19 protein-coding genes and 1 riboswitch are annotated in these 14,889 nt (G+C 36.5%); of the genes, 15 read left to right on the top strand and 4 right to left on the bottom strand.

What is annotated here, in order from left to right:
• The first annotated feature begins 166 nt into the window (after window positions 1-166).
• The 4 genes from sigX to SFC47_RS11325 all read left to right on the top strand — a co-directional run bounded on the left by sigX (window position 167) and on the right by SFC47_RS11325 (window position 3,759).
• Window positions 167-718: an RNA polymerase sigma factor SigX gene (gene sigX, locus SFC47_RS11310; protein WP_411254376.1), complete on the top strand. Its 552-nt coding sequence runs from the start codon at window positions 167-169 to the stop codon at window positions 716-718.
• The gene (locus SFC47_RS11315) at window positions 693-1,859 is read left to right on the top strand and encodes a hypothetical protein (protein ID WP_411254377.1); all 1,167 of its coding nucleotides are present in this window, start codon (window positions 693-695) and stop codon (window positions 1,857-1,859) included. The genes sigX and SFC47_RS11315 overlap by 26 nt, the downstream gene beginning before the upstream one ends.
• Window positions 1,860-2,075: 216 nt before the next feature.
• Window positions 2,076-2,798 (top strand): peptidoglycan DD-metalloendopeptidase family protein, encoded by a 723-nt coding sequence (locus SFC47_RS11320; protein WP_411254378.1) that lies wholly within the window; start codon window positions 2,076-2,078, stop codon window positions 2,796-2,798.
• Window positions 2,799-2,889: 91 nt separating this feature from the next.
• Window positions 2,890-3,020, top strand: a riboswitch (FMN riboswitch).
• 169 nt (window positions 3,021-3,189) lie between these two features.
• On the top strand, window positions 3,190-3,759 hold the full coding sequence (locus tag SFC47_RS11325) for an ECF transporter S component (protein WP_411254379.1): 570 nt from the start codon (window positions 3,190-3,192) through the stop codon (window positions 3,757-3,759).
• 114 nt (window positions 3,760-3,873) lie between these two features.
• On the opposite strand, the gene SFC47_RS11330 is transcribed toward SFC47_RS11325, so the two are convergent.
• Complete coding sequence (locus SFC47_RS11330; RefSeq protein WP_223591608.1) at window positions 3,874-4,122, bottom strand: ferredoxin; 249 nt, start codon at window positions 4,120-4,122, stop codon at window positions 3,874-3,876.
• 264 nt (window positions 4,123-4,386) lie between these two features.
• Here SFC47_RS11330 and SFC47_RS11335 point away from each other — a divergent pair, with 264 nt between their 5' ends.
• The 5 genes from SFC47_RS11335 (at window position 4,387) to SFC47_RS11355 (ending at window position 8,694) form a co-directional block, all read left to right on the top strand.
• Window positions 4,387-5,400 (top strand): YpbB family protein, encoded by a 1,014-nt coding sequence (locus tag SFC47_RS11335; protein WP_411254380.1) that lies wholly within the window; start codon window positions 4,387-4,389, stop codon window positions 5,398-5,400.
• Complete coding sequence (locus SFC47_RS11340; RefSeq protein WP_411254381.1) at window positions 5,391-6,899, top strand: RecQ family ATP-dependent DNA helicase; 1,509 nt, start codon at window positions 5,391-5,393, stop codon at window positions 6,897-6,899. Before SFC47_RS11335 ends, SFC47_RS11340 begins: the two co-directional genes overlap by 10 nt.
• On the top strand, window positions 6,896-7,504 hold the full coding sequence (locus SFC47_RS11345; RefSeq protein WP_411254382.1) for a CPBP family intramembrane glutamic endopeptidase: 609 nt from the start codon (window positions 6,896-6,898) through the stop codon (window positions 7,502-7,504). Before SFC47_RS11340 ends, SFC47_RS11345 begins: the two co-directional genes overlap by 4 nt.
• On the top strand, window positions 7,497-8,150 hold the full coding sequence (locus SFC47_RS11350) for a LysM peptidoglycan-binding domain-containing protein (RefSeq protein ID WP_411254383.1): 654 nt from the start codon (window positions 7,497-7,499) through the stop codon (window positions 8,148-8,150). Before SFC47_RS11345 ends, SFC47_RS11350 begins: the two co-directional genes overlap by 8 nt.
• Before the next feature lie 88 nt (window positions 8,151-8,238).
• Window positions 8,239-8,694, top strand: a complete 456-nt coding sequence (locus SFC47_RS11355) for a DUF2663 family protein (RefSeq protein ID WP_411254384.1) — start codon at window positions 8,239-8,241, stop codon at window positions 8,692-8,694.
• Window positions 8,695-8,724: 30 nt separating this feature from the next.
• Here SFC47_RS11355 and SFC47_RS11360 read toward each other — a convergent pair whose 3' ends face one another.
• The 3 genes from SFC47_RS11360 to SFC47_RS11370 all read right to left on the bottom strand — a co-directional run bounded on the left by SFC47_RS11360 (window position 8,725) and on the right by SFC47_RS11370 (window position 9,851).
• A complete protein-coding gene (locus tag SFC47_RS11360; RefSeq protein ID WP_411254385.1) occupies window positions 8,725-9,294 on the bottom strand; it encodes a manganese catalase family protein in 570 nt (189 codons plus the stop codon).
• A 69-nt stretch (window positions 9,295-9,363) separates the two neighbouring features.
• Window positions 9,364-9,624 carry a spore coat protein CotJB gene (locus SFC47_RS11365; RefSeq protein ID WP_411254386.1) on the bottom strand — a complete coding sequence of 87 codons (261 nt, stop codon included), beginning with the start codon at window positions 9,622-9,624 and terminating at the stop codon, window positions 9,364-9,366.
• Window positions 9,621-9,851 carry a spore coat associated protein CotJA gene (locus SFC47_RS11370; RefSeq protein ID WP_411254387.1) on the bottom strand — a complete coding sequence of 77 codons (231 nt, stop codon included), beginning with the start codon at window positions 9,849-9,851 and terminating at the stop codon, window positions 9,621-9,623. The genes SFC47_RS11365 and SFC47_RS11370 overlap by 4 nt, the downstream gene beginning before the upstream one ends.
• A 140-nt stretch (window positions 9,852-9,991) precedes the next feature.
• Here SFC47_RS11370 and SFC47_RS11375 point away from each other — a divergent pair, with 140 nt between their 5' ends.
• The 6 genes from SFC47_RS11375 to SFC47_RS11400 all read left to right on the top strand — a co-directional run bounded on the left by SFC47_RS11375 (window position 9,992) and on the right by SFC47_RS11400 (window position 14,865).
• A complete protein-coding gene (locus tag SFC47_RS11375; RefSeq protein ID WP_411254388.1) occupies window positions 9,992-10,624 on the top strand; it encodes a CBS domain-containing protein in 633 nt (210 codons plus the stop codon).
• A gap of 59 nt (window positions 10,625-10,683) precedes the next feature.
• Complete coding sequence (locus SFC47_RS11380; protein WP_411254389.1) at window positions 10,684-10,926, top strand: hypothetical protein; 243 nt, start codon at window positions 10,684-10,686, stop codon at window positions 10,924-10,926.
• A gap of 68 nt (window positions 10,927-10,994) precedes the next feature.
• Window positions 10,995-11,765 carry a metallophosphoesterase gene (locus SFC47_RS11385; RefSeq protein WP_411254566.1) on the top strand — a complete coding sequence of 257 codons (771 nt, stop codon included), beginning with the start codon at window positions 10,995-10,997 and terminating at the stop codon, window positions 11,763-11,765.
• A gap of 32 nt (window positions 11,766-11,797) precedes the next feature.
• Window positions 11,798-12,715, top strand: coding sequence for a MerR family transcriptional regulator (locus SFC47_RS11390; RefSeq protein ID WP_411254390.1), 918 nt, complete (start codon window positions 11,798-11,800; stop codon window positions 12,713-12,715).
• Between the two features lie 71 nt (window positions 12,716-12,786).
• Window positions 12,787-13,368: a genetic competence negative regulator gene (locus SFC47_RS11395; RefSeq protein WP_411254391.1), complete on the top strand. Its 582-nt coding sequence runs from the start codon at window positions 12,787-12,789 to the stop codon at window positions 13,366-13,368.
• A 219-nt stretch (window positions 13,369-13,587) separates the two neighbouring features.
• A complete protein-coding gene (locus SFC47_RS11400) occupies window positions 13,588-14,865 on the top strand; it encodes a Glu/Leu/Phe/Val family dehydrogenase (protein WP_411254392.1) in 1,278 nt (425 codons plus the stop codon).
• Window positions 14,866-14,889: the final 24 nt, after the last annotated feature.

Here is a 14,889-nt window from a genome sequence, read left to right on the forward strand (position 1 = left end):
GCTGATACTTTTTGTACAAAATGAAATACTTCTATAATGATAAACTCATCAACAATGGTGAGTTTTTTGTTTTACCTTCACTTTTAAGGATAAAAAGTCTATATTTAAAATGTGAAACTTTTTGTACATAAATATCGACTAATTATATGAACGGGGAGGGGAATGGATGGACTCCGTTTTCGAAGAGCTATATCAAAAATATCATCATGACGTTTTTCAATTTTTATTTTATATGGTAAGGAACAAAGAACAGGCAGAGGATTTAGTCCAAGAAGTATATATACGGGTTTTTAAATCCTATCATCGTTTTGAAGGAAAAAGCAGTGAAAAAACATGGCTATTCTCTATCGCACGAAATGTTGCTATTGATTCTTTTCGTAAGCAAAAGGGATGGAAAGGCAGACTGCTTGAAAAATTTGATTGGTCCTCCAGTCAGATAAAGGATGAATATCCGATTCCAGAAGAAATTACGATCCAAAAAGAAGAAATAAAATGGATCTATCAATGCTTAGATTATTGCACTGTTGATCAACGTTCTGTTATCATATTGCGTTATTTAAATGATTTATCTATTACAGAAACGGCACATGCCTTGGATTGGACGGAAAGTAAAGTGAAAACGACACAACATCGTGCTTTGAAGGTATTGAAAAAGCATATGGAAAAATTTCATGATAAGGAGGGATTAGAGAGTGAAGAAGTCAGAGTGGAGCGATAAGCAGCTCGAAGAATTACTTAGGCAAATGCCCAAAATAGAAGACCATCGCAATCCTCGTGACATATACCAAAATCTTTCTATTAAAAAGAGAAGAAGACCTGCGTGGCTTATTCCCGGTTTTGCAGCTGCAGCAGCTTTACTCCTTTTTTTCATATTAGTACCTAGGTTCTTTGAAGGAACACAGACTTTTGATAGCGCAAAACAGGAAAAATCTCAAAGTGAAGAAAAGATTAGCCTTTCGGACGATCGATCATCCACTCTGAATAAAGAAGAAGACGGCACCTCAGGTGCAAAATCTAACATGTTGATGACCAAAATGAGCAAAAGTGCTTTATACGAGGATGAAATAGGAAACGGAATGGTACTCACTTATTGGATCCCTGATTCACAGGCACAAATTCTAATCCCTGTTTCAATTGTTGTTCCTTCAGATGATAATAAGGATTGGCTGACTATGCTTACTGAATCAATGGGGTTATTAAAAGAAGAGGAATGGGGATTAGCGGATTATTATCCTCTAAATGCGACGTTTGAATTGGATCAATCCACTAATACCGTCATTGTCAATGTGCCCGCCGACCATAAATATGGGCAAGGTTCTACAGGTGAAATGATTTTTCTAGATATATTACAGAAGACAATCGCTTCGAATAGTCAAGTGAATTCGATTAAACTTCAGACAAATGGCCAGCCTGGAATAGAATTTGGTAATTATGGTGTTATGGATGAATTGGATGTCATTTCAGAACGTGAGCACGGATATTTCCTCTATACTCCTGATGGTATGGAAACCACCTACCTCGTCCCTTCTAAGGATACGTTTCAGGATTTAAATTCAGCTTTCGAAGCGATGAAGACGAATCAACCACAAGGTGGTTTAGAAGCTTCCATAGGCCCATCCTTTCAGATGAAAGAATTCTCTATTCAAGATAGCAAATTAATTATTACTATGGATGAGAACACGCAGATAGAGAATACCCCTGCAGTGCTATATTCCTTTGAAGCCATTTTATTAACGGCTAAAGAATTTGGGATTGAGACAATTATGGTAGTAAACGCTCCTTTTGAGCACATAGGACCATTTGATTTATCCAAGGAAATCAAGGTTCCGTTGGCGCCTAATAACCGCCCAATCGAATAATAAATAACGAAAAAGATTGACCGTTATAAGGTTAATCTTTTTTTTGATTAGCTTAGTGTCTTACACTTTTCTTAACTTTTATGAATAAAATAACATTTCTCTCCAAATTATAACAAGTATGCTTAACACCTCTGCTCCAACTATATGTTCTAATTGGCAATAGGCAGACATATGGTGTGTGGAGGAGAGGACAAGAGTAAGGAGGAAAACAGTCAAATGCGAGACTACATAAGGCGGCTTTTAATTGCCGCAATTATGGCGCTTTGTGTCAGCTTATTATTTTTAGGAGGAAAGCAGACGGAAGCGAGTATGCAAGATTCAAAAGAGATACAAGCTGGATGGATATGGCCCGCAGACGGTGTCATATCTGATACATATGGAACAAGGCGTGGGACACATAAGGGAATTGATATTGCAGGGAGTTTGAATACTCCTGTTATCGCTGTAGAGGATGGAGTTGTAGGCAAATCCTATTATTCAAAGACATATGGAAATGTCATATTTATTAAGCACCCAAATAATTATGTCACCGTATATGCCCATTTAAATAAGCGGCTTGTAAGTACGGGGCAAAAGATTAAACAGGGAGATAGAATTGGGATGATGGGAAGAACTGGTGAATCTACAGGTGTTCATCTTCATTTTGAAAGTCATCAGGTTGAGTGGACATTTGATAAGAAAAATGCCATAGACCCAGAAACGCTGCTTGGACATACTGAGGTTGGCGTGGCAGTAAAAGGCGGACGGGCAAGCAATCAGAGTAGTCTAACAGCAAGTACATATGTAAAAGGAGAAAAGGCCCATTATATTGTACAAGCAGGAGATACATTAACCTCGATTGCACTAAAAAGTAATTTATCCGTTGCTCAACTTAAAGAAGTTAATCAGCTAAAGTCAGATCTAATCATGCCTGAACAAGTTTTAGTCATTCAAAAATAAATATGGTTGCACTAACCGTCACAATCGGTTAGTGTTTTTTTCTTTTCAAAATAAATACTTACTAGTATAATAAAGAAGTAATTAAATATCGATCTATCTTCGGGGCAGGGTGAAATTCCCGATCGGCGGTATTAGAGTTATCTCTTGAGCCCGCGAGCCTTTATGGCAGGATTTGGTGTGATTCCAAAGCCGACAGTATAGTCTGGATGGGAGAAGATGGAGGTTCTTGCGACGTTCAAAAAATGCTGGTATAGTGAACGTTTATTAAGCGTGCCTTTGTAAAACTCCCTCAAGAGAATTTCTTGAGGTTTTTTATTTTTAATAGGACACCTTATCGCTTGTGAACCTCTCTTCCTAACTTGATGGATCAAAAAGGAGAGAGGAAAAGAAAATGAAGAAAAAAATGAGTGTCAAAGCAATTGTTTCAATTGGAATGCTGAGCAGTATCGCATATCTTTTAATGCTGATTAACTTCCCGCTTCCGCCATTTCCAAATTTCTTATTTATTGATTTTAGCGATATTCCAGCATTAATCGCAGCTTTAATTTTTGGACCTGTTGCAGGAATATTAGTTGAGTTTTTCAAGAATGCACTTAATTATATTGCGACTGGAAGTGCAACGGGAATTCCAGTTGGTCATATTGCTAATTTCCTTGCAGGTATTCTTTTTGTACTGCCTGTCTACTACGTATACAACAAAATGAGAACTCGAAAAGGAATGACCATTGCGTTGGTTGCAGGAACACTAATTATGGCGGTAATGATGAGCATCTTAAATTACTTATTTATTTTACCAGCCTATACCTCGCTGTTGAAGTTCCCTGACATGCGTAATTTAGTGGTTCCAGCGATTTTACCATTTAATATTATTAAAGGCATAATCATGTCTTCTATATTTATGCTGCTATTCATCAGGATGCAGTCATGGATTAATAAATTAATCATTGTAAAAAGTGCATAATAATGGAGTATAAGAAACTAGGTACAGCCTGGTTTCTTTATTTTTTGTGTGAAAATGAAGAAACCCCCGCTTTTGGCGGGGGTAGCAGCTTAACAATATTTTAATGACAAAATATTATTCGAATTTAGTTGGATTGCCGTCAAATGGTTCGTCAGCAACTTTAATTGAGTCAGTTGGACAGCCTTCGAAAGCATCCATCATGTCATCAACTAAAACATCAGGGATTTCAACAATACCCTCGTTATCATCAAGAGTTACGAATGCAATACCCTCATCATCATAATCGTAAATGTCTGGTGCTGCTGCTCCACATGCTCCGCATGCAATGCAAGTTTCCTTGTCAACAATCGTGTACTTTGCCATGAAAAAAAAACCTCCCAATAAAATAACTTACTTATTCCATATAAGATGGAAACGCATTACTCATTCCTATTGTAAAACTGTATGAGTAACTTTTCAATAGAAAAATACTCTATAGGATTTTGATTCCCTAATCTTCCACATTTTTTAGCAACATATCCATCACTTTCATGATAGAATAAGGATAGAAAAATAGGCGATTTTGTCGATTTTAATCAAAAGTGGTGGAATGGAATGTGTGAAATAGACAACATTTTATTATATTGTTTGAAACAACTGAACGGTGAAAGAACCATCTATTCCATTTTTCACCTATTAAATGGAAAAAAATCATCACAAACACTTCAGGATGCACATTTATTTTCACTTAAAAGATACTTTCGTATTCTCGAACCATTAACTCGTGAAGAGTTTGATGGAATTTTCAACAACTTACTTGAAAGAAAAATGGTGAAAACCTCTGGGGATCAAAGATTTATACTTACCTCCAAAGGACATGCATACTTGTCACAGCATCCACAGCCAACCTATATTAACGGATGGGAGTATCAACCTAATACATGGTTAGTATGGGAAAGACTGTCTCTTCTCGTTCAAGTAGCTTCAAATATAACATACCAAGAAACGAAATACATTCCTATTCAAAAAAGTACGGATGTTCATAGCTGGTTAAAGGACTATTTAAGATCTACCCCGATACCTAAACGGAAGCTGGGGGAGACTCTCTATACTGAATTAGTGGATGTTTATGAACAAGCCAAGGACATTAATCCTTCTGTATTGGTTTATAGGTTAACGGGATATCAACAAATTGGATTGACATCTACGCAGACAGCAAAAATGTTGAATATGGGTCCACTTGAATATCATGTTGAATTTACCAATAGTATTCATTACTTAATCCACTGCATTGAAAAAAATCCTGCCCGGTATCTGATGTTTTCTTCACTTCTGGCGAATTTTGAACATAAAGATTCCTTAACGCTTTCTTCAAGGAAAACCTGGGTCCTTTTAAATCAGGGTTTATCACTCGAGGAGATAGCAGGAGTTCGTCAATTAAAAATGAGTACAATTGAAGACCATCTTGTAGAATTTGCTTTAAGTATAAAGGATTTTTCTATTAATCCCTATGTTGAAGAAGGAACCCAGCAGAAAATTTTAGAAATCTCACGACAAGAAGCAACCAAGCAGCTTAAAGTAATTAGGAATATTCTAAAAGATGCTTCCTACTTTCAAATAAGACTCGTTCTCGCAAAGTATGGTGATAGACAATGGAATTAGAAGAACTTTTATATAAACACTTTGGTTATCAAACATTTAAAACAGGACAAAAAGAAGTGATTTCGTCCTTGCTTGAAGGGAATCATACGATTGCGATGCTCCCAACAGGTACTGGTAAATCCTTATGTTACCAACTTCCAGGGTATTGTCTAGATGGACAGATATTAATAATTTCTCCCCTGTTATCACTCATGCAGGACCAAGTCGAGCAATTAATGAAGTTTGGAGAAAAAAGGGTAATTGCTTTAAATTCTTTTCTTGCACCTGATAGGCGAAGCTATGTATTAAAGAATTTAGCAAAATTTAAATATATTTTTGTGTCGCCAGAAATGTTAAGCCTGCCTATTATTTTGAAAAGGCTGCAGGCCATTACCATCTCTTTATTTGTCGTTGATGAGGCACATTGCATTTCGCAGTGGGGTTACGATTTTCGACCAGATTATGGAAAGCTGGGAGACTATCGAAAGAAACTTGGAAATCCACTAACTCTTGCCCTGACAGCAACTGCAACCAAAAAGGTTAGAGAGGATATTATACAATCTCTTTCTCTAGAGAAATATACCAAAATTGAATCAACGATTGACCGGCCAAATATATCTTTTTGTGTTGAGGAAGTACCTAATTATCATGATAAGCAATCCCGTTTAATTGAATTGGTACTTCAGATACAAAAGCCGGGAGTTATTTATTTTTCGAGTAAAAAGATTGCCGAACAAATGGCTTCTCTATTAGTAGAGAAGGGGATTAAGAGAGCAATGGCTTATCATGGAGGTTTAGATCAGGAGCAAAGAATATTAATACAGCAGCAATTCATTCACGGACAACTCGATGTGATTTGCGCAACAAGTGCCTTCGGAATGGGCGTTAATAAGGAAGATATTAGATTTATCATTCATTACCATATGCCAATGCAAATTGAATCCTATCTGCAGGAAATTGGCAGGGCCGGCCGTGATGGGGAAGCTAGTATTGCTATATTATTATTTTCACCGGGGGATGAACAGCTCCCTATCCAGCTTGCAGAAAGTGAATTGCCCACTGAACTTCAAATTGACTGGCTGTTCTCACATTTGGTACACAGTGGAATACAGAATGACACTTTCTTAGATGAGAACCAGTATTTAAGGGAGCAAGGGGGCTTTACTGAGGTACAATGGCGTATTATTCATGACTTCATCAAAAACTCTCAGGGTTCCCATAATCTTGAACAGGTAAGCAATAGGATTAAGGAATTTGTAAATGAAAGATTAAAGGTAAAGATAGAGGGTATTAAATTTCTGAAAAAATGGATTAAATCTAAATCATGTAGAAGAGATTTAATTATTGATTATTTTGAAGAAGTTGGGCGAAAGGAAAGTTTAATGAATTGCTGTGATATTTGTGGAATAGATCTTGATTCCTATCAAGCTGGCGAAAGAGAAGAGCCTAACTATGTGAATGAAGGAATATGGAAAGATTATCTGGCCAATATTCTACTAAATAGTGAGTTGAGTAAATGAAAAATAAATATAACGAAATAATAAAAGGCTTATCTGATAGAGAGATTCTCTTTCATTTATACATGACCCAAATCATACTTCTTATTCTAACAATTGTTTTAGGTTTTCTATTTTTTGATCAATTTTCATTTATGAAGGCTATTGATATTTCGGACAGGAGGATTCTGTTAATTGGGGTACCGGCAGGCGTTGCGGTAGTCGTATTAGATGTTCTGTTAATGAAATGGCTTCCGTCATCATATTATGATGACGGTGGTTTAAATGAAAGAATTTTTAAGAATAAAAGTGTCCTTCACATAGCATGTATTGCTGCCCTAGTTGCAGTTAGTGAAGAATTGCTTTTTCGAGGAGTAATCCAAACAAAAGTCGGACTCATTCTAGCAAGTATTATTTTTGCTATCATCCATTATCGATATCTTTTTAATTGGTTTTTATTTACTAATATCGTTACTCTGAGTTTCTTCATAGGTTACATGTATGAATGGAGTAACAATTTAGTTCTTACAATCGTTATGCATTTTATCATTGATTTTTTATTAGGTCTTTATATTAGATATAAACACTCCAAAGAGATAGATGGACAGGAGGGACTGTTTCATGAATAAAGAAGAACCTTTCAGATCCCAGGCGGAGAGGCTGAAACAGCGTATTGAAAAAATTAACGAAGAAACAACGGAAGGCCGTGACAAATTACCCCCTAGAGAACAGATTCATAGGGAAAAGAGAAAGAAAACGAAATTGAAAGTAAGGTATCCGATTATACGGATGTTGGTATTATTTTTTATTCTCCTTCCAATTGTAATTTTTAGTGCATACTCCTATCTTGAAGAAGGTAAAAGCAATAAGTCAGAAAAAGTCAATGGTGATTCTTCTGGTTATGAGGTTATTAATTTTGAAAAACCTGAAACAGAAAGTAACAGTGTTACCAAAGATGCTGATGAAAAAGAAGAAAATTCGACTGCAGAAGAAGAAGCTGTGTTAGAAGTTCAACAGCCTGTAGACCCAGAAACTCCGGTTGAGGACTCTAGTTCAGAACAAACTAATAATAATATACCAAATACAGATAAGACTAGCAGCACTAATGAAGAAACGACAATTTACCATAAGGTCAAAACCGGAGAAAATCTTTATCGTATTTCATTAAAGTATTATCATTCTAAGGCTGGAGAGGAAATCATCCGAAAAGCAAATAATTTAAAAGGAAATGAAATCTTAGTTGGGCAGGTCCTGAAAATTCCAGTTAAAAAGTAGCCGATCAATATTTTGATCGGTTTTTTTATATGAATTTTTCATATTTGATCGGACGAGTTCATATTTATGGTAATGAGGTGTTGATAGTATGGATAAACCAATTCGTTCACTTGAACATACGGATGAAGCAACGAAACAAATGCTAGAAAACGTCCGAAAAAGAAAGGATAAGTTTGATACCGCTAAAAGATGGCTTTATTTATCGATTTATTCTATGCTGTTGTTTGCTTTTCTCTTTTTTACTTATTTCTATTTTATGATTGCTAAACAGTATTCGTATTCATTCTTTGCCATGTTTTCTGCATCTGTTAGTGACGCTATTAATGTTAGTTTGTTAGCTGTTACTGCCATATTATATGGGGCGATGAATGTATTAAGGCAGCAAAAGGATAAAAAGGAGAAGGAATACCAGGAATTAAGGTGTGAAATTGTTAATCGCAGTAAGGATTTATGGAAAAAGGAAGAACATTGGAAACAACGCCATGTTGATTTTGAAGTAATGAAGAAAACCTATGATATTAATCTGTATCATGAAAAAAAATAAGAAGCAGCTTGAGTCTGCTTCTTTTACTCATTAAAAAAACTTTTTCTTTCCCTGCTCTTCCTTCAATATCTCTACAGCTTCACGGAAGCGCTGGGAATGTACAATTTCTCTCTCTCGAAGGAACCTTAAACCATCATTTAAATCTGGGTCGTCGCTTAGATTAATAATCCATTGATAAGTAGCCCTGGCTTTTTCTTCTGCTGCGATATCTTCATAAAGATCGGCTATTGGGTCACCTTTAGCTTGAATATAGGAAGCAGTCCAAGGCACCCCAGATGAATTTTCGTAATATAGAGCATTATCATGAATCGCATAGTGGTCACCTAATCCAGCTGCTTTCATCATTTCAGGTGTGGCATCCTTTGTGAGTTTATAAATCATAGTGGCAATCATTTCTAAATGGGCAAATTCCTCCGTACCAATATCTGTTAGTAATCCAATGACTTTATCAGGTATGGAATATCTTTGGTTTAAATATCGTAAAGCAGCTGAAAGTTCGCCATCTGCACCGCCATATTGCTCCACCAAATATCGAGCTAAAGTAGGATTACAAGTACTTACACGGACTGGATATTGAAGCTTCTTTTCGTAAATCCACATGTAGATTACTCCCTCCCAGTATATTATTTGGTTAAAATCCTCCTTGAGATTCTATAGTGATTTTCGCTATTAAACTTGCCAAGGCCATGGCGGCTCATTCCAGTTCCATGGATGTCCAGAATAGCTGTTGCCAAACTGCTGAAGAGGACCAAATTGACTTTCAAATGCCTTCTTTATCGTTTTTCTTTCTTTTGCATAATGATTGAATTGCTTAATTGCTTCAAGGTCATCCGGGTGTGTGTCTAAATACAACGTTAATTCTACTAAGACAAAGTCAACAGCCTGGAGCTGTTCCATGATTTGATAATATTCAGGCGGGATTTGTTTCATCTCGGTAATCCCCCCTTTGCCTTTTCAAACGGGTTGAAATAGGGATCGTAAAATGGTTTCCAAAGAGTGCCTGCTCTCAGCGCTTCTTGTGGTGTGAATTGTGGAAGATTAGGTGGTTGAAATCCCATATATATATTTGGGGGAGTGGAGTAAGTTTTTTCTAGAATTGGCTTACAGGGGTCAAATGGACTAGCGATTGGGTGCCAAGTTTTATATAGAGTAAACATAGTAGCCCTCCCTTAATTAACATCATTAATAAATATGAAAATTTCAAAGGTTCATGACAGGATTCTTGAAAAAAAAGGATAATTCCATGTTTTGTTGAAGTATAATAGGGAAGTAGGAAATTTCAGCAGAGGTGATGGAAGTGTTTGTAAAAAATATGATGATTCCAAATCATGCTTGTGTGACCGTGCAGGAAAACACATCATTGGCGGAAGCGCTAGAAAAATTGGAAAGCCACGAAATTGATGGAGTGCCAGTTTTACATGGGGAAAATTATCTAGGGGTTGTAACTCGTTATCAAATTTATGAGAGTTACTTTTTGTCCGGAAAACAGAAGGATGATTATTTAAGCAACATTAAAGTTAACGAGATTGCTACACATCAAGATAAGTACTTATTGGGTGAAGAAGTTTTCGAAAAAACACTTCTTGACTTAAAAGACTTCCCGCTGTTAGCTGTGGTTGACTCAAATCGTAAATTTCTCGGGGTCGTTACACGATCCGATGTCCTATCCACCTTTCAAAGCGCCTTCGGAGTAAATCGCCCTGGGGTTAGAATTGCTTTTACCTCTGTAGAAACGGAGGGGCGTATTGCAAGGCTTTCTGAGATTGCCCATCACTTCCATGAACATATTATTTCACTCGTAACATTCGATGAGACAGATAAATTAGTTCGACGAATTGTAATGAAGGTTGAAAAGAAAGACAATATAGATCGGTTTACAAAGAAGCTTGAGGAGCAAGGTTTCCGTATTTTAAGTATTCAGGAAGACTAATTAATCTCCTTCGGAAAGAAATGAAATCTCTCTCATACAATGTTATGGGAGGGATTTTTTTGTTTAGAATCATATGGCGGCTATTAATTATTCTTTTATGCGGGTATTTATTCTTTGAATGGTTCCCAATTACTTATCCATTCCAATTTGCTGATATTTTAGTTGGACCGATTATTTATCCATTGGAATTTTTTGCTTCTTCAATTGCACTTTTCTGTGTGTTGTTCATCAGTCTGCAACTTTTTCGGGTGTTTCACCAGCTTACTTTTAAGAGAATAAAACAAAAAAGAGGAAAGCGTTAGTCTGTTTGGTTTTCATTACCTATATGGTATGATTTATGAAGAACACTAGCAATGGAAAAGGGGAAGATATGGGTTACATTATCGTTTTGCTTCTGGTAATGGGAGCAGGTCTAATATTGTATATGGTGAAACAAGCGTTTCTAAATCATGTAGTGCATCAGGAGCTGACGTTTAAAGATTTTCCAAAGTCATTTGGGTCAGTATCGATATTCTTTATCTCAGATATTCATAAGCGTCTCATTTCCGATGATATCATCACAGCAGTGCTCGGGAAAACAGATATTGTAGTTATTGGCGGAGATTTAATGGAGAAAAAGGTCCCCTTTGAAAAAGTAAGAAAAAACCTTGATAAATTAAAACAATTAGGTCCCGTGTATTTTGTTTGGGGAAATAATGATTATGAGGGTGACTTTCGTAAATTAGATGCGATTCTTTTAGATTATGGAGTAAAAGTTCTAGATAATACGGCAGCGATTTTTGAATCGGCAAATGGTGATAAATTATCTTTACTGGGTGTAGATTCCTTACATCAAGAAAGAGACAGACTTGACTTGGCATTATTAGATGCAGAGGATGATAGCTTTAAAATATTGGCAAGTCATTATCCTGAAATCACAGACAAGATAATGCCAGAACATAAAATCAGCCTCGTGTTAAGCGGTCACACGCATGGGGGACAAATACATATATTAGGTTACAGTCCATATAAAAAAGGCGAAGTAGAAAAATTAGAAAATACTACGCTGTTAATTAGTAATGGTTATGGTACCACAGGGGTGCCGCTAAGATTAGGGGCACCAGCACAATGCCATTTAGTTACGATTAAAAATGAACAATAATGGATGGGTTTGGCGGTAACGGGGGAATTAGCATGGCGGAACAAGATGGTAAGTATAATATTAAGGCTGCTGCATTAATGCTGGGGATTCAGCCCGGAACGTTAAGAGCATGGGAAAGGCGTTATCAAATGATAGCACCAGTAAGAAATGAAGCAGGACATCGTTTATATACAGAGGAACACATAAAGATACTGAAATGGTTAATAAAAAAGGTGAATCAGGGATTTACCATTAGTCAAGCAATCTCTTTAATGGGTCAAAATCAGACTGTAATGGATTCAGAGGAAATAAATTTAAAACTTGGAAATCCATTAATCAGTTTAAGTGATGCTTTGTATGAAGCATTAATTCACTTTGAACAAGAGAAAATAAACGAAGTAATCAATTCATTGTTTAGTATCTTTTCAATGGAAAAAGTAGTTATTGATGTATTTGGTCAAATTTATATGAAAATTGAAGAATCTTTTTCAACTGGAAAAATAACGAAAGCTCAAAGGAATTATTCAACGTTATTCTTAGAGGCTAGAATTACTTCCATTATTCTTAGCTTTCCAACCCATCACCATCATAACAAAGCTGTTTGTCTAACATTTCCCAAAGGAGGAGATAATAACTCTCTTGAAAAGCTTATGTTGACCTTTTATCTAAGAAAACGCGGAATTGAAGTCATCAATATAGGTTCTTTTCATTCCGAAGAGGATTTAAAGGCAACGCTAAATTTGATTCATCCTGATTTATTGATACTCTCATGCGAAGAAATAAATGATCTAGAAAGTGCACTTTCATTTGTTGAATTGCTATCTAAGCACCATCAGGACTTTTCTATTGGTATCTGTGGTGAAGCAATTACAAAGATGGACCCTTTTGTGATGGAGCAGTTTTCACCCTTCATTCTTGGACGAACTGTAAATGATTGGGAAATGTGGTTAACGGAACGGATGATATTTTAGACAAAGCACCATCCAACGCCATTGACATACACTAGGGATAAGAGTTATGTCACGGCAGGGGGCAAAAGAGCATGCGCTTAGAACGACTAACGGTCAATAAGATTAAAATTTTTTTAACCTCTGATGATTTAATGGAAAGGGGACTTTCCAAAGATGACATTTGGAAAGATTCAATTAAATGGCATCAACTCTTCCATGACATGCTGGAAGAGGCAAGTGAGGAATTTGATGTTGAGATTCAAGGCTCTGTAGCAGTTGAAATTTTCTCCTTACAAGCTCAAGGAATGATTATGATTATAACAGTTGATGAAAATATTGAAGAAGAAGAAGTATTATTTGATGGCTATGTGGAGATGCAGGTTAGAGTTGAAGGCTGTGAAAACCTGTTATTTCGATTCGATAGTATAGAAGATGTTATCGATTTATCTCATACTTTGTCACCACTCCAAGTCAGCGGCGGCAGTTTATATTTCTATAATAATCGATATTACTTACTTATGAATAATTTAGATGCTTCACTAGTAGAAAAAATTGCAGCCTATTTGTCAGAGTACGGAAATCCTTCAATTCTAAGTACACATATTCTGTCCGAATATGGCAATCAAATAATAAAGGACAATGCGGTGGAAACAATCCTGAAGTATTTCAAATAGCTTTTAATATGACCTCTAGACATTGTAAGGAGTCCGCCGCTCCTTTTCTTTGTTTGTGCAAAAAAATAATATCTTTCATCCGTAATGGCAGCGTTTACAAAAATTACGCCAAAAGCAGGGAAAAGTGCATTTTTCATCTTGCATAAATCCATTAGTCGTGTATACTTGTCTCTGAAAGCGACAACATTAGTTAAAGTGATTTTCTAGGAGGTTTACAGGATGTCAGCCGAAAAAAGTAATGAAAAAACTAATCAAGAGGAAGAGAATAATGTGTTAACATCAACGCAGACAGTTATACATAAAGCTCTTGAAAAGTTAGGTTATCCTGAAGAAGTATATGAGCTCTTAAAAGAGCCGCTACGTATGATGACGGTAAAAATTCCAGTAAGAATGGATGATGGATCAATAAAAATATTTACGGGCTATCGTGCACAGCATAACGACGCAGTCGGCCCTACAAAGGGTGGAATTAGGTTTCATCCCAATGTATCTGAAACAGAGGTTAAGGCACTGTCCATTTGGATGAGCTTAAAATGTGGAATTGTTGACCTTCCATATGGCGGCGGTAAAGGTGGAATCATTTGTGACCCGCGTGATATGTCATTTAGAGAATTAGAAAGATTAAGTCGTGGTTATGTACGTGCTATCAGCCAAATTGTTGGACCAACAAAGGATATTCCGGCACCGGATGTTTTTACAAATTCACAAATTATGGCATGGATGATGGATGAATATAGCCGTATTGATGAATTTAACTCTCCTGGATTTATTACAGGTAAACCTCTTGTTCTAGGGGGATCACATGGTCGTGAATCTGCGACTGCTAAGGGTGTAACCATTTGTATTCGTGAAGCTGCAAAGAAGAAAGGTATTCAAATAGAGGGTGCCAGGGTAGTTGTACAAGGCTTTGGTAATGCAGGCAGCTATTTATCTAAATTCATGCATGATGCAGGAGCTAAGGTAGTAGGTATTTCTGATGCATATGGTGCACTGTATGATCCAAATGGACTTGATATTGATTATCTCTTAGATCGTCGTGATAGTTTTGGAACCGTTACGAAATTATTTAATAACACGATTTCAAACAAGGAATTACTAGAACTTGATTGTGATATTCTTGTTCCAGCTGCAATAGAAAATCAGATTACAGCTGAAAATGCTCATAATATCCGAGCAAGCATTGTGGTAGAGGCTGCGAACGGACCTACTACACTTGAAGCAACTGAAATATTGACAGAGCGCGGTATATTGCTAGTACCGGATGTACTTGCATCTGCAGGTGGAGTAACTGTTTCCTACTTTGAATGGGTACAAAACAATCAAGGGTATTACTGGTCTGAAGAAGAAGTAGAAGAAAAACTTGAAAAAGTTATGGTGAAATCCTTTAACAATATTTATGATACAGCGCAAACCCGCCGTGTCGACATGCGCCTGTCAGCCTATATGGTCGGTGTAAGAAAAATGGCAGAAGCAAGCCGATTTAGAGGCTGGATTTAAAAACTTTATTATTGAAACATCTTA

The organism is Neobacillus niacini (genome assembly GCF_046591715.1).
Classification (GTDB): Bacteria; Bacillota; Bacilli; order Bacillales; family Cytobacillaceae; genus Neobacillus; species Neobacillus niacini_L.